Here is a 15540-nt window from a genome sequence, read left to right on the forward strand (position 1 = left end):
CTCAGCCGGGTGATCGATCAAATCAGGACTGAACGGAGACCGGAATGAAGACGTTTCGCAAGATGCTGAAGAACAACAAGGGCGCGACGGCCATCGAATATGGCCTGATCGCGGCCCTGATCGCGGTTGCGGCTATCGGCGCCATGAAGACCATCGGCACCACGCTGAACACGACGTTCACCAACGTCAGCAACAAGCTGGCGAACCCGCAATAAAATCTACCGGGCAGGAAGCGACCATTGTCCTCCCTGCCCGTACCGAACGGGTTACAAAAAGAGGGGGCGGTCAACCGGGTTGACCGCCCCCTCTTTTGCATCCGTTGTGCGATCAGAGCCGCCCCATCGCCAGGAACTTGGCGGCCCGCCCGCGCTTCAGCTCGTCACGGCCCAGGCCGCCCAGCTCGCCCAGCGCCTTTTCGACCGCGTCGCCCAGATTGGCGATTGCGCCCGCATGATCGCGATGCGCGCCGCCCACCGGCTCGGGCACGATGGTGTCGATCACGCCGAAATGCTTCAGGTCCTGCGCGGTGATGCGCATCGCCTCGGCCGCGTCCGATGCCTTGTCGGCGGTCCGCCACAGGATCGAGGCGCAACCCTCGGGGCTGATGACCGAATAGACCGCATGCTCGAACATCAGTACCCGGTTGCCCGCCGCTAGCGCCACCGCGCCGCCCGAGCCGCCTTCGCCCACGATCGCCGAGACGACCGGCACGCCCGCCGCCAGGCAGGCCTCGGTCGAGCGCGCGATGGCTTCCGCCTGGCCGCGCTCTTCGGCCTGGATACCGGGGAACGCACCCGAGGTGTCGACCAGCGTCACGATGGGCAGGCCGAACCGGTCGGCCAGCTCGACCAGGCGAATCGCCTTACGATAACCCTCCGGCTTGCCCATGCCGAAATTGTGGCGGAGGCGGCTGGCGGTATCCTCGCCCTTTTCATGGCCCAGCACCATGACGCGCTGGCCGCGAAACTGCGCGAAGCCGCCCATGATCGCCTGGTCGTCGCCGAACGCACGGTCACCCGCCAGCGGCACGAACTCGTCGAACAGCCCGGCGACATAATGTTTGAAGTGCGGACGCTGCGGATGGCGCGCGACCTGCGTCTTCTGCCACGGGGTCAGCCTGGTGAAGGTATCGCGCAGCAGCTTGTCGGACTTGGCCTGGAGCTTGGCGATCTCCGCGCCGATATCGACCGTCCCTTCGGCGGTCGTGTCGCGCAGCTCGTCGATCCGGCTCTGAAGCTCGGCGATCGGTTTCTCGAAATCGAGGAAGGTCGTTGACATGGCGCTATCGCCTAAGGGCGCTTGTCCCGAAAATCAACGAGCGGGTGTTTCGCATTGACGAGTTCGACCAGCCGGCTCGCCTCGACATGGGTATAGATTTCGGTCGTGGCGATGTCGGCATGGCCCAGCATCGCCTGCACCGCGCGCAGATCCGCCCCCCCGCCGAGCAGATGGGTGGCAAAGGCATGGCGCAGGACATGCGGACTGACCCGATCGGGTGGAATGCCCGCCTCGGCCGCCAGCGCCTTGATCAACTGATAGAGGCGGATGCGGGTCAGATGCTTCTTGCCGCCGGGAAAGAGCCAGAGCTTGTCGGCCGGGACATGCGCCCGCCACGCCGCCACCGCCGCCCGCGCCCGGTCCGAGATCGGCACCATCCGCTCGACGCCGCCCTTGCCCTTCAGGATCAGGAAGGGACGGTCCGGGTGAACGGCATTGCGCGGCAGGGCGACCAGTTCGCTGGCGCGCAGGCCCGAGCCATAGAGCAACTCGACCAAGGCCGCGAGGCGTAGATCGTTTGCGCTGGGATGCGCGGCGCCCGTCCGCTCGGCGATGGCGGCGAACAGCCGGTCGATATCGGCATGGCTGAGTATCTTGGGCAACGCCCGCCGCTGGCTCGGGCGCGGCAGCACCGAAGAGGGATCATCCCCGCGCAGACCTTCTTCATACAGGAAGGCATAGAAGCGCCGCAGCGCCGCCGCCTTGCGCGCAACGGTGGAATTGGCCAGCGACGCCCAGCCTTCGGCCAGCCTCTGGAGCGCCCCCTCATCGGCCTCGCTCAACCCGTCCATCGCCTCGGTGGCGAGGCGCAGGTCGGAGCGATAGGCCGCCAGCGTATTGCCCGCCGCGCCGGCCTCCGCCGCCATCATCTCCAGAAAGCGGTCGACCAGCGCGGCGTCGCGCATCCTCATGTCCGGGCGATCGCCTCCGCCGCGATCATCCGCGCCTCGCCATCCAACCCGACCGCGCGCAGCGCCTCGACGATGCGATAGAGCGCCTGGGGCGGCACGCCGCGCCAATCGCCGGTCTGCATCCCGACCGCGCAGAGCAGGACGACCATGCCCGTCTGCTCGTCCGCCACCGCCTGATCCAGCGCCTCGGTCCAGGCATTGCGCTGGCCGACGCGCACGTCGAGCGCCTCGGCGCCTTTTTCGATATCGGTGCGCGACAGCCGCCCGAGCCCCGCCAGTCCGGCAAAGAACATACGCTGTTTCAAGGCGTCGGCGCTGTAGTTCGAGACCTGATCATAAGCCAGCTGGCCTTGCCGGTCGGGATCGCTCAGCATGATCATCGCCCAGGCATCGCTGTTCTGCTTCGCCGCATCGCGCCAGCGCGCTGCGCTGCGATCGAGCCCGGCCGACAGCATCGACGCGACCAGCCGGTCGGCCTCGCGCCCGTCGCTCGTCACCGGCAGCCGCGCGGCGGCACGGGCCGTCAGGATCAGTCGGCCATAGGGCGTAGGCGTATCGTCACCCCAGAGCGAGAGCATGGCCGACAGTCGCTGCCCCTCGTCCCCGGCGGCATAGGCGTTGCGCAGGTCGTTGCCGATCGCCGACTGGGCCCGACTGGCCTGATCGTCGTCGGTCAGACCGGAATAGAAATCGACCAGCGCGGCATTGGAGAGAACGCCCAGCGCCGCCGCCTGATCGACCACCCCGGCCCGCTCGGTCGCGGGTACCGAGGGCGAGGTCGCCAGCCAGCCGCGCACCTGCGGCCCGACATAGGACAGATAATCCGGCGGCACCGTCACGCCCGTCGCCGTCGCCAGGCCGAACCGCCAGACCGTGAGGCGGTCGGCCCCACTCCAATCGACGCTCACCGCCTTGCGCGCGGACCCTGCGCCCATCAGCTTTTCGGCGAGCTTCAGGTCGAAGTCGTCGGTGGTCCGCTGGCGACGCATCTGGCGAACGGTCGCGGTGGCGCGCGCGCCATCCCCCGTCAGCGCCGCGCACCAGCCCTGCGCCAGCCGATAGCCGCCCAGCCCGGTCACCGCGCTGCCGCGATCGGCCAGCGGGCACAGCCCCGCCGGGTCGCTGGAGGCGAGCAGCGCGTTCATCGCGACCTGATAGAGTTTGGGCGTGTAATTGGCCGGATCGACCGACTGGACGACCGCCCGCGCCACCTGCGCTTCGCCCATGCGCAGCAGCAGCCAGGCCCGTTCGGCGGCGAAGTCCGAGCCGTTGACGCCGCGCGGCGTCTCGACGTGCGCGGCCAGGGCGCGACGCAGCAGGATCGAGGTCCAGCGCGACGGCAGGGGCGCCGACAAGCGCCGCATCAGCGTTTCGGCGACGCGACCATCGGCGCCGGCAAAGATAGTCTGGTCCAGCGCCCCTTCGCGCGGCCCCGCAGGACCGACCACCGCCAGCGACCGCCGGGACGAAGCGGGCAGCTCATATTCGGCCAGCGTCGCCGCATCCATGGTGGGCGTCGGCGACGGCGTCGGCGTCGGGACCGTGGTCGCCAGCGTATCCAGCAGCGCCCCCACGGCGTCGGCGGGGGTCGGCGCAGGCGTCGGCGTGGCCAGGGGCGTAGCACCCGGCACGGCACCTGCGACCGGGCGCGCCGTCGACCGGGGGGTCGGCCGGGCACTGGGCTGCGCGGCGGGCTGGCCGAAGCCGGGAGGCAGCAGCGATTCGGGACGGTCCTGGGCCGCGGCAATGGCTGCGGCCCCGACCATCAGCAGGGCGACGGCCCTGGGCAGGTGGCGAAAAGCGCCCCCCCGCTTATTGCAGGTTGCCAAGCGAGACCGCCTTTTCGACCTGGGTGGTCGGCCGTTCGGTCGCCCGGCCCGAGAGCAGGAACAGCCCGCCGACGACGATGACGAGAAGGACGATGAGCGAAACGACCATACGGGACATGAAACGCAAAACCTTATAATGGACCCGTGAAAGCCCGGCCGGTGTTGCCGGGCGCGCGCCCGCTGTATAGCGCAGAGCGCAATGTTGCAAAGCCACAACCCTGTAGATGCAAGCTGGAACGGGTCGCCCATCGTGCTCGTCGGTCTGATGGGCGTGGGCAAGTCGACCGTGGGCCGCCGTCTGGCGAATCGGTTGCGCGTGCCCTTCGTCGATGCCGACACCGCGATCGAGCAAGCCGCCGGCATGAGCATCCCCGAAATCTTCGAACATTACGGCGAACCCTATTTCCGCGACGGCGAGCGCCGCGTGATCGCCCGGCTGGTCGATGGCCGCCCCAAGGTGATCGCGACCGGCGGCGGCGCGTTCATCAATGACGAGACGCGCGCGCTGATCCTGGAACAGGCGACCGCCATCTGGCTGAACGCGAGCCCCGAGGTCCTGGCCGAACGCGTCAAGCGGCGCGACACCCGGCCGCTGCTGCGCGGCAAGGACCCGCTGAAGGTGCTGCGCGAACTGTCGGCGGTACGAAACCCGATCTATGCGCTCGCGCCCATCCATGTCTCCAGCAAGCGGGGGCCGCACGAGGCCACCGTCAACGCCATCCTGAAAGCCATCGGACGATGAAGACCGTCACCGTGTCGCTCGGCGACCGCAGCTATCCCATCCATATCGAAGCCGGGCTGCTGCCCCGCGCCGCCGAGCATCTTGCGCCCCTGTCGCGCGGGCGTCGCATGGCGATCGTGACCGACGAGAATGTCCGGCCGCATCTGACGGTGCTCCAGGCATCGCTGGAGGCAGCGAGCGTCGCGAGCGAGGCGATCATCCTGCCGCCGGGCGAGAAGACCAAGAGCTGGGCGATGCTGGAGCATGTCTGCGACCGGCTGCTCGAACTCGGCATCGAGCGGGCGGATCATGTCATCGCACTGGGCGGCGGGGTGATCGGCGATCTGGTCGGTTTCGCCTGTTCGATCGTCAAGCGCGGCTGCCGCTTCGTACAAATCCCGACGACCTTGCTGTCGCAGGTCGATTCGTCGGTCGGCGGCAAGACCGCGATCAACACCTCGGCGGGCAAGAACCTGATCGGTGCCTTCCACCAGCCCGCCATGGTGCTGATCGACCCGGACATGCTCGACACGCTGCCCGCGCGCCAAGTGCGGGCGGGTTATGCCGAGGTCGTCAAATATGGCCTGATCGACGACTTCGCCTTTTTCGAATGGTGCGAGGCGAACGCGCCTGCATTGCTGGCGGGGGATGCCGATGCGCGAGTGCACGCCATCGCACATTCGGTCGCGGCGAAGGCGCGGATCGTGGCGGCCGACGAGCATGAGACGAACGGCATCCGCGCGCTCCTGAACCTCGGCCATACTTTCGGCCATGCGCTGGAAGCGGAGGCGGGCTTTTCCGACCGGTTGCTCCATGGTGAGGGCGTCGCGGCGGGCTGTGCCCTCGCCTTCCGCTATTCGGTGCGCAAGGGTCTTTGCGAGCGGCAGGATGCCGAGCGGGTGGCAGCACATCTCCGCGCGATCGGCCTGCCCGACGGCTTGGCGGCCGCCGGGATCGATGCACCCTCCGCGACGTTGGTCGAGCATATGAAGCACGACAAGAAAATGGCGGCGGGCACCCTGCCCTTCCTGCTCGCACGCGGGATCGGGCAGACCTATCTCGACAAGACGGTCGATCTGGCTGACATCGCCGCCTTCCTCGACGCCGAGCCGCGCTGATGCCCAACGGCGTCGCCAAGCAAAACCTGCCGAGCAAGACCTGCCCGGCGTGCGGGCGGCCCTTCACGTGGCGCAAGAAATGGGCGCGGGATTGGGACCAGGTGGTGTATTGTTCGGATGCGTGCCGGAAGAAGCGGTAATCCCCCCCCCCCCCCGGCCGTTCGCATCGAGCGAAGTCGAAGCGCACGCCCTGACCTAGCCACGCATCTTCTTTGCCGCCGCCAGGGCCCGCTCCCGCCCTTCGCGGTGCCCGATGATCTTGGCCGGATAATCCTTCGGCCGACACCCGGCCTCCTCCGGATCATGGATCGCGGCGTCCGACACATGCTTCAACTCCGGCACCCATTGCCGGATATAGTCGCCGGCGTCGAACTTCTCCGACTGGCTGAGCGGCGCCATGATCCGGCCGAACATGTTCGAATCGATCCCCGTCCCGGCGACCCACTGCCAGTTGACGGCATTGTTCCCGTAATCGGCATCGACCAGACAGTCCCAGAACCAGCGCTCGCCCTCGCGCCAGTCGATCAGCAGATGCTTGATGAGGAAGGAGGCGGCGATCATCCGCACCCGGTTGTGCATCCACCCTGTCGTCCAGAGCTGGCGCATGCCCGCGTCCACGATCGGATAGCCGGTGCGGCCGGTCTGCCACGCCTTCAGGTCCTCGTCCGCCTCCGCACCGCTCCGCCATGGCATCGCGTCGAACGCGTCGCGGCCGTTGCGATCGGCATAGTCGGGCAGCGCCATGACCACGCCATCGGTAAAGTCCCTCCAGGCCAGTTCCTTGCGAAACGTCTCGGTATCCCCGCGCCGGGCGAGCGAATGCCACACGGCGCGCACCGAGACCTCCCCGAAATGCAGGTGCGGCGACAGGCGTGAGCTGCCTTCCTCGGAGGGCATGTTGCGCGCGCTGTCATAGGCGACCGCCTTCTCGCCGAAGTCCGCCATCTGCTCGCGCGCGGTGGCCTCGCCCGGTATCCAGTCCTCGTCGAAGCCGGTCGACCAGTCGGGCTTGGTGGGGAGCAGTGACCAGTCGGCCAGCGCCTCGCTTTTCGGCCAATGCCCAGGCGCCTCCAGCGTCTCGGGGCGGTCGCATGGATGCTCGGGCGGCAAATGGCCCTGCAATCCCTTCCAGAAGGCCGAGTAGATCCGGAACGGCTTGCCGCTGCCCGTCGTCACCAGTTCCGGCCGTGCCAGATGATTGCCGTCATGGAGCGTCAGACAATCGTCCAGCACCTCCTCGGCCTTGCGCCACCAGGGTTCGTAATGACGGATGGCATGGACCTCGCTCGCGCCTGTCTCCTCCATCAAGGCGCGCAGGGTTTCGACGGCCTTGCCCCGCCGCAGGATCAGGCGGCTGCCCAATTCCTTCAAGTCCTTCGCAAGCGACGTCAGGCTGTGATGCAACCACCACCGCTGCGCCGCGCCCATCCGCCAGTCGCCCGGCGTTTCGTCGTCGAGGATATAGACCGGGATGACCGGCCCGGCCTCGGCCGCCGCGAGGAGAGCCGGTTGATCGTGCAGGCGAAGATCCTGGCGAAACCACAGGATCGTGGGGGAAGCTGTCATCCAGCCGCTACGCTTCGGCCTCCGCCGGGTTCCGATGGGACAGTCTTTCGCCCAGAGTCTGGATCGCCGTGACGTGCCGTTCCGCGATCGCCATGACGTCATCGCCATAGCCGCCGCCGACCGTGCTGGCGACGGGAAGCCCGCGGGCCAGTGCCAGATCAGCGATCAGGTTTTCGCGGGCGATCAGCCCCTCCTGCGTCACGGCCAGGCGCCCCAGCCGATCCTCGACGAACGGATCGACCCCGGCCTGATACAGGATGATGTCGGGCCGATGCTCGTCGAGGAACGGCGTCAGGGTCGCGGCCAGTTCGGCGAGATAGCCGTCATCATCCACGCCGTCGGGCAATCCGACGTCCAGTGTCGAGCGGGCCTTCCGTGCCGGGAAATTCTTTTCGGCATGGATCGAATAGGTCGCGATATCCGGCCGCCCGGCGGTCAGCGCGGCTGTGCCGTCGCCCTGATGCACATCGCAATCGACGATCGCCACCCGGCCGACGATAGCTTGCTCGACCAGCCGCACCGCCGCCACCGCCAGATCGTTGAATACGCAATATCCTGCGCCCGTATTGGACAGCGCATGATGGCTGCCCCCGGCGGTATTGGCGGCGAAGCCATGCTCCAGCGCCAGCAGCGCGGCGGTCCATGTCCCGCCCGGCACCGCCCGTGCCCGATGGGCGACCTGCTCGGTGATCGGAAAGCCGATCCGCCGCGTCTTGTCGGGCGGCACGCGTGCCTCCAGCACCTCGGCGACATAATCGGGGTCGTGCACCGCCTCCAGCCAGACCGGCGGGATCAGTTCCGGCTCGGTCCAGGCTACCACATCGCCCTTTGCCCGCAGCAGATCGCGGATCGCCCCGTTCTTGCCCCAGCGATAGGTGGAACGCGCCGGTGCCTCGGTGACATAGGCGGGGTGATGGACGACATGGATCATCGCCCCTAGGTAGGAAGCCATGACCCGCGATAGGAGGACCACGGCCCCGCTGCCCGAACTGCGTGCCCCAAAACTGCGAACCGGCGTGGCGCGCTTTCTCGGCTATTACAACCGTCTCCCCGGCCCGCCCCAGCAGGAACTGGGTCCCGAGGCCGCCCGCCAGATGATGCGCGCCGCGCGCGACCTGACCGACCCGCCGGTCGGGCCGCTCGGGCTCGACGAGGCATTCACGATCGAGGGTCCGGCGGGGCCGATTCCCGCGCGACGCTTCGACCCACGCGAACGGCGCGAGCCGGGTCCGGTGGTGCTGTTCTTCCATGGCGGCGGCTTCGTGATCGGCGACGTCGACACCCATGCGCCGCTCGCCGCCGAGATGGCGCGCGCGCTCGACCTGCCCGTTTTCTCGATCGGCTATCGCCTCGCGCCCGAGCATCCCTGGCCCGCCGCGCCCGATGATTGCGAGGCGGCGGCGCGCTGGCTGGTCGGGCAGCCGGGAACGACCGGGCTGATCGTGGCGGGCGACAGCGCGGGCGGCACGCTCGCCACCGTCACCGCCATGAGCCTGCGCGATCGGCCCGCCGATGTGCCCGTGATCGCCCAAGGGCTGCTCTATCCGGCCACTGACATGGCGCGCGCGCATCCCTCGCTCCGGGACTTTGCCGAGGGGTATTTCCTGACCCGCGCGATGCTGGACTGGTTCGTCGCCTGCTACGCCGCCGATCTGGGCGACGTGCGCGCGGCGCCGATGCGCGGCGAACTGGCCGACATGCCCCCCGCCGTCATCATGACCGCCGAGTGCGACCCGATCCGCGACCAGGGCCGAGCCTATGCCGCCGCGCTGGCCAAGGCCGGCGTACCCGTCACCTTTCGCGAGGCACGCGGTACGATCCATGGCTTTGCGACGCTGCGCAAGGCGATCCCCTCCGGCGTGGGCGATCTCACCGCTTTCCTGCTTGCGTTGAAAGCCGTGATCGTCGAGGCGGAGGGCATCCGCCCGATGGGACAATGATGATGACCGACCTTCCCTATCGCCCCTGCGCGGGCGTCATCCTGATGAACCGCGACGGCCGCGTCTTTGTCGGCCAGCGGATCGATTCGACGCTGGAGGCGTGGCAGCTTCCGCAAGGCGGCATCGACCCCGGCGAGGAGGCCGATGCGGCAGGGCTGCGTGAGCTGTTCGAGGAAACCGGCGTCACCGCCGACAAGGTCGAACTGATCGCGCGCGCCCCGCATGAACTCACCTACGACCTGCCCGAGGACATGATCGGCAAGGTGTGGAAGGGCAAGTGGCGCGGCCAGCGGCAGATCTGGTTCCTCTACCGTTTCCTGGGGCAGGACAGCGACATCCGCATCGACACCGAGCATCCCGAATTCCGCGCCTGGCGCTGGGCCGAGCCGGAAACGCTGCCCGCCATGATCGTGCCGTTCAAGAAGGCGCTCTACGAGGAACTGCTGGTCGTCTTCGCAAAGCATTTCACCGCAACCCACGGGAATGCGGCGGTTTCGGTCGACGGGACGAAGGGCTAAGGCACCGGACCATGAAGACGCGGCTGTTCCTGATCCCGATGGCGCTCGGCCTGCTCGCCAACGCCGATCCCAAGGACCCGGACCCGGCGCTGATCCCGCCCCAGATCCGTTCGATGCTGGAGGCCGCGATTGCCAGCGGCAACGAGAACGACATCACCACGGTCGTCCGCTACGCCCGCAATGCCGTGCCCGAGGCCGCCGACGCGATCGATGCGATGGCCGATGTCTGGCGCGACGAAAAGACCGCCAGCCGCAGCCGCACCCTGCGCGAGGCAACCTTTTTCGACCTGTGGCACGGCCGGGTGGAACTGGGCGGTTTCGCGACGACCGGCAACAGCCAGAATATCGGCCTGACGGGCATTGTCGACCTGACCCGCGAAGGGCTGCAATGGCGACACAAGCTGCGCTTCCAGGGCGATTATCAGGAAAGCTTCAGCGTCGTCAGCCGCGAACATTATGTCGCGTCCTATGAGCCGAACTTCAAACTGAACGCCAACAACTATGTCTATGGCGCGGCGCAATATGAAAGCGATCGCTTCCTCGGCTATTTCAACCGTATCTCGGCGTCGAGCGGGGCGGGCTATAGCGCGATCCGCAAGCCGCGCATGACGCTGGACGTCGAACTCGGCCCGGCGTTCCGGCATACCGAATTCACCGACGGCCGCATCGAAAGCGCGCTGGCCGCGCGCGGCAATCTGAACTTCGTGTGGAAGCTGACCCCGGCCATGACGTTCAACCAGAACGCCTCGGCCTATGTGCAGAAGTTCAACAGCACGGTCAGCACCAACTCGGCGCTGAACGCCAAGCTGTTCGGTCCGCTCTCGGCCGCTTTGTCCTACAACGTCCAATATGAAAGCGAGCCGCCGCTGGGCCGCCGGACGACCGACACGATCACCCGCGCCTCGGTGGTGTACAGCTTCTAATTTCGGGGACGGGGTTCACCTTTGCCGTTTTCATGGCCTAGGCTACCGGCCATGGAGAGACTGAACACGATCGAGCGGGACGCGGTGGCGTCCGCCGCCGCCTATCCCATGCTGACGCTGGTCGAGAAATGGGCCGCGATCAACAGCGGGACCCGCAATATCGCCGGGCTGGCGATCATGGCCGACCGGCTGGCCGAGCATTTCGGAACCCTGCCGGGCGATTTGACCCTGGTCGAGCCCGAGCCGGTCGAACGGATCGGCAGCGACGGCCGCGCCGCGCCGCTGGCCCATGGCCGCCATCTGCTGCTGTCGGTCCGCCCGGACGCCGCCCGCCGGATGCTGTTCACCGGCCATATGGATACGGTCTATCCGGTCGATCACCTGTTCCAAGCCGTCACGCGGATCGACGAGAACCGGCTCGGTGGGCCGGGAGTCGCGGATATGAAGGGCGGGCTGGCGGTGCTGCTCGCCGCGCTGAAGGCGGTCGAGGCAAGCCCGCTCGCCGAACGGTTCGGCTATGATGTCCTCATCAATTCGGACGAGGAAACCGGATCGGCCTCTTCGGCCGCGCTGATCGCGAAATGTGCGAGCGGCAAGGTCGCCGCGCTGACTTACGAACCCGCTTTGCCCGACGGCACGCTGGCAGGCGCACGGGGCGGCACCGGCAATTTCACCATCGTCGTGCGCGGACGCAGCGCCCATGCGGGCCGCAATCCCGAGGAGGGGCGCAACGCGATCGTTGCCGCCGCACGGATCACGCTGGAGCTGTCGCAGCTCGCCGCCGACGACATCACCGTCAACCCGGCCCGGATCGATGGTGGAGGGCCGAACAATGTCGTTCCCGATCTGGCGATGCTGCACGTCAATTTCCGTCCGCGCGCGCTGGCCGCGATCGAGCGGACCGGCGCGGCGATGAAGGCGATCGCCGAACGGATCGCCACCGGACACGATGTGCGCGTCGAGGTCCATGGCAGCTTCAATCGCCCCCCCAAACCCATCGACGACGGCGCAGCCGCCTTGTTCGAGACGGTTCGCGGCGCAGGCGCCGATCTGGGCCTGACCATAGGCTGGCGCGACACCGGCGGCGTGTGCGACGGCAACAACATCGCGGCGGCGGGGGTGCCCGTCGTCGACACGATGGGCGTTCGCGGCGGCGCGATCCACTCTCCGGACGAATATATGCTGATCGACAGCCTGGCCGAACGTGCGGGCTTGTCGACGCTGACCATCCTGCGCATCATCGGTGCCGCATGAGCAGCTTCTGCATCCGCCCCGCGGTCGATAGCGACCTTCGCCACCTCTATGAAATGGCCAAGCTGACCGGCGGCGGCTTCACCAACCTGCCCCCCGATCGCCGCGCCCTGACCGCCAAGCTGGCGCGCAGCCATGACGCCTTTGCGGGCGATGGCGACGGCAAGGTCAAGGACGAGCTGTTCGTCCTGATGCTGGAGGACCGCGCGACCGGCGAAGTACGGGGTACCTGCCAGATCTTCACCCATGTCGGGCAGAAGCATCCCTTTTACAGCTATCGCATCGGCACGCTTACCCAGCACAGCCGGGAACTCGACCGCACCTTCCGCGCCGAGATGCTGTCGCTGACCACCGATCTGGAAGGCGCGAGCGAGGTCGGCGGGCTGTTCCTTCACCCCGGCGAGCGCGCCGGTGGTCTGGGCCTGCTGCTCGCCCGCAGCCGTTACCTGTTCATGCGCGCCAATCGTCCACGCTTTGCCGACCGGGTGCTCGCCGAGCTGCGCGGGGTGATCGACGAGGCGGGCGGATCGCCCTTCTGGGACGGTCTGGCGGGGCGATTCTTCGGGATGAATTTCCAGGAGGCCGATCAGTTCAATGCCATCCACGGCCACCAATTCATCGCCGACCTGATGCCCAAGCACCCCATCTACACCGCGATGCTGACCGAGACGGCCCGCGCCGCCATCGGCCTGCCCCATCCCTCGGGGCGGGCCGCCATGCGGATGCTGGAGAATGAAGGGTTCGCCTTCGAGCATTATATCGACATTTTCGACGGCGGGCCGACGATGACCGCGCGAACCGATCAGGTGCGGACCATCCGCGACGCGCGCGAAAACACGGTCGTCGCGATCGACGCGCATCCGGGGCGCGAGGCGCTGGTCGCGACGGGGCGGCTCGCCGACTTCCGTTGCGCGCTGGCGGAGATCCGCGACGGCGATGGCGGGATCATCCTGTCCGAAGAGGCCGCCCGCACGCTCGACCTGACGGTCGGCGATACCGTCCTGCATATCGATCGGTGAGCATCATGCTGAGAGAGATCAACTTCGACGGCATCATCGGGCCGAGCCACAATTATGCCGGGCTTAGCCACGGCAACCTCGCCGCGACGCGCAATGCGGGCAAGACCTCGCATCCCAAGGCCGCCGCGCTTCAGGGGATCGCCAAGATGCGCGCGAATCTCGACCTGGGGCTGGTGCAGGGCGTCCTCCTGCCGCATCCCCGCCCCGATCATGGCTGGCTCGGGCGGCTGGCGACCGATTATGACTCGGCCTCGCCGGTCCTGAAGGCGCAAAGCCTGTCCGCCTCGGCGATGTGGGCGGCCAACGCCGCGACCGTCTCGCCCGCGCCCGACACGCGCGACGGGCGCTGCCACCTCACCGTCGCCAACTTGCTGACCATGCCGCATCGCAGCCATGAATGGCCCGCAACGCTGGCGCAGCTGCGGATGATCTTCGCCGACCCGGCCTTTGTCGTCCACCCACCGGTGCCTGCACCCTTCGGCGACGAGGGTGCGGCCAATCACATGCGGCTGTGCAGCGGCCATGATCATCCGGGCGTGGAAATCTTCGTCTTCGGCGAGAGCGGTGGCCCCTTCCCCGCCCGCCAGCATCGCCAGGCCTGCGAGGCGGTCGCCCGCGCGCATCGCCTGTCGCCCGACCGGGTGCTCTTCGCGCGTCAGTCCGATACGGCCATCGCGGCAGGGGCCTTCCATAACGATGTCGTCGCCGTCGCCAACGAACGGGTGCTGTTCGCGCATGAACAGGCCTTCGCCGACCGAGAGACATTCTATGCCGACCTGCGCACCCTGATGCCCGATGTCGAGATCGTCGAAGTGCCCGCCGAGCGCGTCAGCCTGGAGGATGCCATCGCATCCTATCTCTTCAACGCACAGTTGGTCACGCCGCCAGGCGGCGAGCCGACGCTGATCGTGCCGCAGGAGGCGCGCGACAATACCCCCGTCTGGTCCTGGCTTCAGGAGCATGTCGCGGGCAATGGCCCGATCCGGCGGCTGGAGGTCGTGAACGTCCGCGAATCGATGGCCAATGGCGGCGGCCCTGCCTGTCTGCGACTGCGGGTGGTGGCCGATCCGGCAACCATCGACTCGCGCTTCCTGGTCGATCATGCCGCGCTGGACCGCATCGCCGCCGTGATCGAGGCGCATTGGCCCGACGCGATCGACCCCACCGAAATCGGCGACCCCGCATTGATCGGCCGGATCGAGGCCGCGCGCCTCGCCCTCCTGACCGAGCTCGACTGTCTCAAATTGGCAAGCGGTTGACCCTTGGCGACGACGCGATCCGGTGGTGTAACGGCGCCATGTGGTCCCGCCTGGTCGCCCTGTTCACGATCAAGTCGAAGTTCGAGGCTTTTCTGGTCATCTATGGCCTGGGCCTCGGCGCGGTCGAGCGCGGGATGCATTATCTGACCGCTTATCCGGGACTTCCGGGCAAGATCCTGTTCGCCGCCTGCCCCATCGCGGTGTTCATGGCGGGTGCGCGCATCCTCGACTCGCTGGAGCGGGACTATCGCGATTGACAGGATAAGTTGGTCGCGCGGTTCGCTGGCGACATTATCTGACAATCCGATGACTGGCCTTACCCACCTGCAACGCCTCGAAGCCGAGAGCATCCATATCCTTCGCGAAGTGGTCGCCGAGACCGAGCGCCCGGTGATGCTCTATTCGGTCGGCAAGGACTCGGCCGTGATGCTGCATCTGGCCAAGAAGGCGTTCTTCCCGGCGCGCCCACCCTTCCCGCTGCTCCATGTCGACACGACCTGGAAGTTTCGCGCCATGTACGAGCTGCGCAACCGCGCAGCCGAGGCGGCGGGGATGGAGCTGATCGTCCACCGCAACCCCGAGGCCGAGGCGCTGGGCATCAACCCGTTCGACCATGGCAGCCGCCATACCGACATGTGGAAGACCGAGGGGTTGAAGCAGGCGCTGACCGCGGGCGGTTATGACGCCGCGTTCGGTGGCGCACGGCGCGACGAGGAAAAGAGCCGTGCGAAGGAGCGCGTCTTCTCCTTCCGCTCCGCCGCGCATGGCTGGGACCCCAAGGCGCAGCGACCCGAGCTGTGGAACCTGTACAACAGCCGCATCCACAAGGGGGAGAGCATCCGCGTCTTCCCGCTGTCCAACTGGACCGAACTCGATATCTGGCAGTATATCCTGCAAGAGGGCATCGAGATCGTGCCGCTCTATTTCGCCGCACCCCGCCCGACGGTGGAGCGCGACGGCATGCTGCTGATGGTCGATGACGACCGTTTCCGCCTGAGGCCCGGCGAAGTGCCGGTCGATCGCTCGATCCGCTTCCGTACGCTCGGCTGCTATCCGCTGACCGGTGCGGTCGAAAGCGAGGCGGCGACCCTGTCCGAGGTCATCCAGGAAATGCTGCTGACCACCACGTCCGAGCGGCAGGGGCGCGCGATCGATCACGATCAGGCGGCCAGCATGGAGAAGAAGAAGCGCGAGGGGTATTTCTGAG

18 protein-coding genes are annotated in these 15540 nt (G+C 67.5%); 12 read left to right on the forward strand and 6 right to left on the reverse strand.

Going from position 1 to position 15540, the window contains the following annotated elements; translation table 11 throughout:
* The first annotated feature begins 44 nt into the window (after positions 1-44).
* Positions 45-215, forward strand: a complete 171-nt coding sequence (locus ACQR50_RS09475; protein ID WP_428968118.1) for a Flp family type IVb pilin — start codon at positions 45-47, stop codon at positions 213-215.
* A 112-nt stretch (positions 216-327) separates the two neighbouring features.
* On the opposite strand, the gene ACQR50_RS09480 is transcribed toward ACQR50_RS09475, so the two are convergent.
* From ACQR50_RS09480 to ACQR50_RS09495, 4 genes are read right to left on the reverse strand one after another with little or no spacing between them, the layout of a single operon-like run.
* The gene (locus ACQR50_RS09480; protein ID WP_428968119.1) at positions 328-1278 is read right to left on the reverse strand and encodes an acetyl-CoA carboxylase carboxyltransferase subunit alpha; all 951 of its coding nucleotides are present in this window, start codon (positions 1276-1278) and stop codon (positions 328-330) included.
* Between the two features lie 11 nt (positions 1279-1289).
* On the reverse strand, positions 1290-2189 hold the full coding sequence (locus tag ACQR50_RS09485) for a tyrosine recombinase (protein WP_428968120.1): 900 nt from the start codon (positions 2187-2189) through the stop codon (positions 1290-1292).
* Complete coding sequence (locus tag ACQR50_RS09490; RefSeq protein WP_428968121.1) at positions 2186-3955, reverse strand: hypothetical protein; 1770 nt, start codon at positions 3953-3955, stop codon at positions 2186-2188. Before ACQR50_RS09490 ends, ACQR50_RS09485 begins: the two co-directional genes overlap by 4 nt.
* Before the next feature lie 46 nt (positions 3956-4001).
* A complete protein-coding gene (locus ACQR50_RS09495) occupies positions 4002-4136 on the reverse strand; it encodes a hypothetical protein (RefSeq protein WP_257575576.1) in 135 nt (44 codons plus the stop codon).
* Positions 4137-4217: 81 nt separating this feature from the next.
* Here ACQR50_RS09495 and ACQR50_RS09500 point away from each other — a divergent pair, with 81 nt between their 5' ends.
* The 3 genes from ACQR50_RS09500 to ACQR50_RS09510 are packed head-to-tail and all read left to right on the forward strand — an operon-like array spanning position 4218 to position 5997.
* On the forward strand, positions 4218-4760 hold the full coding sequence (locus ACQR50_RS09500) for a shikimate kinase (RefSeq protein WP_056437338.1): 543 nt from the start codon (positions 4218-4220) through the stop codon (positions 4758-4760).
* The gene (gene aroB, locus ACQR50_RS09505; RefSeq protein ID WP_428968122.1) at positions 4757-5857 is read left to right on the forward strand and encodes a 3-dehydroquinate synthase; all 1101 of its coding nucleotides are present in this window, start codon (positions 4757-4759) and stop codon (positions 5855-5857) included. The genes ACQR50_RS09500 and aroB overlap by 4 nt, the downstream gene beginning before the upstream one ends.
* Entirely contained in the window at positions 5857-5997 is a 141-nt protein-coding gene (locus ACQR50_RS09510; RefSeq protein WP_082442294.1) for a DUF2256 domain-containing protein, read from the forward strand. Before aroB ends, ACQR50_RS09510 begins: the two co-directional genes overlap by 1 nt.
* A gap of 55 nt (positions 5998-6052) precedes the next feature.
* On the opposite strand, the gene ACQR50_RS09515 is transcribed toward ACQR50_RS09510, so the two are convergent.
* Both ACQR50_RS09515 and ACQR50_RS09520 read right to left on the reverse strand, forming a co-directional pair.
* Complete coding sequence (locus ACQR50_RS09515; RefSeq protein WP_428968123.1) at positions 6053-7423, reverse strand: cryptochrome/photolyase family protein; 1371 nt, start codon at positions 7421-7423, stop codon at positions 6053-6055.
* A gap of 7 nt (positions 7424-7430) precedes the next feature.
* Positions 7431-8354 carry a histone deacetylase family protein gene (locus ACQR50_RS09520; RefSeq protein WP_428970677.1) on the reverse strand — a complete coding sequence of 308 codons (924 nt, stop codon included), beginning with the start codon at positions 8352-8354 and terminating at the stop codon, positions 7431-7433.
* A gap of 19 nt (positions 8355-8373) precedes the next feature.
* Between ACQR50_RS09520 and ACQR50_RS09525 the strand changes: the two genes are divergently transcribed.
* The 8 genes from ACQR50_RS09525 to cysD are packed head-to-tail and all read left to right on the forward strand — an operon-like array spanning position 8374 to position 15539.
* Complete coding sequence (locus tag ACQR50_RS09525; RefSeq protein ID WP_428968124.1) at positions 8374-9363, forward strand: alpha/beta hydrolase; 990 nt, start codon at positions 8374-8376, stop codon at positions 9361-9363.
* A gap of 2 nt (positions 9364-9365) precedes the next feature.
* Positions 9366-9881, forward strand: coding sequence for an RNA pyrophosphohydrolase (locus ACQR50_RS09530; RefSeq protein ID WP_428970678.1), 516 nt, complete (start codon positions 9366-9368; stop codon positions 9879-9881).
* 11 nt (positions 9882-9892) lie between these two features.
* Positions 9893-10804, forward strand: coding sequence for a DUF481 domain-containing protein (locus ACQR50_RS09535; protein ID WP_076716470.1), 912 nt, complete (start codon positions 9893-9895; stop codon positions 10802-10804).
* A gap of 51 nt (positions 10805-10855) precedes the next feature.
* Positions 10856-12058, forward strand: a complete 1203-nt coding sequence (locus ACQR50_RS09540; protein WP_428968125.1) for a hydrolase — start codon at positions 10856-10858, stop codon at positions 12056-12058.
* Positions 12055-13074: an arginine N-succinyltransferase gene (locus ACQR50_RS09545; protein ID WP_428968126.1), complete on the forward strand. Its 1020-nt coding sequence runs from the start codon at positions 12055-12057 to the stop codon at positions 13072-13074. Before ACQR50_RS09540 ends, ACQR50_RS09545 begins: the two co-directional genes overlap by 4 nt.
* A 5-nt stretch (positions 13075-13079) precedes the next feature.
* Positions 13080-14333, forward strand: a complete 1254-nt coding sequence (locus ACQR50_RS09550; protein WP_428968127.1) for an N-succinylarginine dihydrolase — start codon at positions 13080-13082, stop codon at positions 14331-14333.
* Positions 14334-14371: 38 nt separating this feature from the next.
* On the forward strand, positions 14372-14590 hold the full coding sequence (locus ACQR50_RS09555; RefSeq protein ID WP_042482538.1) for a hypothetical protein: 219 nt from the start codon (positions 14372-14374) through the stop codon (positions 14588-14590).
* Between the two features lie 49 nt (positions 14591-14639).
* On the forward strand, positions 14640-15539 hold the full coding sequence (gene cysD / locus ACQR50_RS09560) for a sulfate adenylyltransferase subunit CysD (protein WP_056437359.1): 900 nt from the start codon (positions 14640-14642) through the stop codon (positions 15537-15539).
* The last annotated feature ends 1 nt before the right edge of the window (position 15540 follow it).

It is taken from the genome of Sphingomonas sp. Xoc002 (genome assembly GCF_050408055.1).
GTDB classification, from domain to species: domain Bacteria; phylum Pseudomonadota; class Alphaproteobacteria; order Sphingomonadales; family Sphingomonadaceae; genus Sphingomonas; species Sphingomonas yabuuchiae.

Excerpts from the sequence above, each read along its gene's own strand:
- ACQR50_RS09490 (WP_428968121.1), bottom strand. The coding sequence starts at position 3,955 with ATGGTCGGGGCCGCAGCCATTGCCGCGGCCCAGGACCGTCCCGAATCG.
- ACQR50_RS09555 (WP_042482538.1), top strand. The coding sequence starts at position 14,372 with ATGTGGTCCCGCCTGGTCGCCCTGTTCACGATCAAGTCGAAGTTCGAG.
- aroB (WP_428968122.1), top strand. The coding sequence starts at position 4,757 with ATGAAGACCGTCACCGTGTCGCTCGGCGACCGCAGCTATCCCATCCAT.
- ACQR50_RS09500 (WP_056437338.1), top strand. The coding sequence starts at position 4,218 with ATGTTGCAAAGCCACAACCCTGTAGATGCAAGCTGGAACGGGTCGCCC.
- ACQR50_RS09550 (WP_428968127.1), top strand. The coding sequence starts at position 13,080 with ATGCTGAGAGAGATCAACTTCGACGGCATCATCGGGCCGAGCCACAAT.
- ACQR50_RS09485 (WP_428968120.1), bottom strand. The coding sequence starts at position 2,189 with ATGAGGATGCGCGACGCCGCGCTGGTCGACCGCTTTCTGGAGATGATG.
- ACQR50_RS09540 (WP_428968125.1), top strand. The coding sequence starts at position 10,856 with ATGGAGAGACTGAACACGATCGAGCGGGACGCGGTGGCGTCCGCCGCC.
- ACQR50_RS09475 (WP_428968118.1), top strand. The coding sequence starts at position 45 with ATGAAGACGTTTCGCAAGATGCTGAAGAACAACAAGGGCGCGACGGCC.
- ACQR50_RS09525 (WP_428968124.1), top strand. The coding sequence starts at position 8,374 with ATGACCCGCGATAGGAGGACCACGGCCCCGCTGCCCGAACTGCGTGCC.
- ACQR50_RS09510 (WP_082442294.1), top strand. The coding sequence starts at position 5,857 with ATGCCCAACGGCGTCGCCAAGCAAAACCTGCCGAGCAAGACCTGCCCG.
- ACQR50_RS09480 (WP_428968119.1), bottom strand. The coding sequence starts at position 1,278 with ATGTCAACGACCTTCCTCGATTTCGAGAAACCGATCGCCGAGCTTCAG.
- cysD (WP_056437359.1), top strand. The coding sequence starts at position 14,640 with ATGACTGGCCTTACCCACCTGCAACGCCTCGAAGCCGAGAGCATCCAT.
- ACQR50_RS09495 (WP_257575576.1), bottom strand. The coding sequence starts at position 4,136 with ATGTCCCGTATGGTCGTTTCGCTCATCGTCCTTCTCGTCATCGTCGTC.
- ACQR50_RS09530 (WP_428970678.1), top strand. The coding sequence starts at position 9,366 with ATGACCGACCTTCCCTATCGCCCCTGCGCGGGCGTCATCCTGATGAAC.
- ACQR50_RS09535 (WP_076716470.1), top strand. The coding sequence starts at position 9,893 with ATGAAGACGCGGCTGTTCCTGATCCCGATGGCGCTCGGCCTGCTCGCC.
- ACQR50_RS09545 (WP_428968126.1), top strand. The coding sequence starts at position 12,055 with ATGAGCAGCTTCTGCATCCGCCCCGCGGTCGATAGCGACCTTCGCCAC.
- ACQR50_RS09515 (WP_428968123.1), bottom strand. The coding sequence starts at position 7,423 with ATGACAGCTTCCCCCACGATCCTGTGGTTTCGCCAGGATCTTCGCCTG.
- ACQR50_RS09520 (WP_428970677.1), bottom strand. The coding sequence starts at position 8,354 with ATGATCCATGTCGTCCATCACCCCGCCTATGTCACCGAGGCACCGGCG.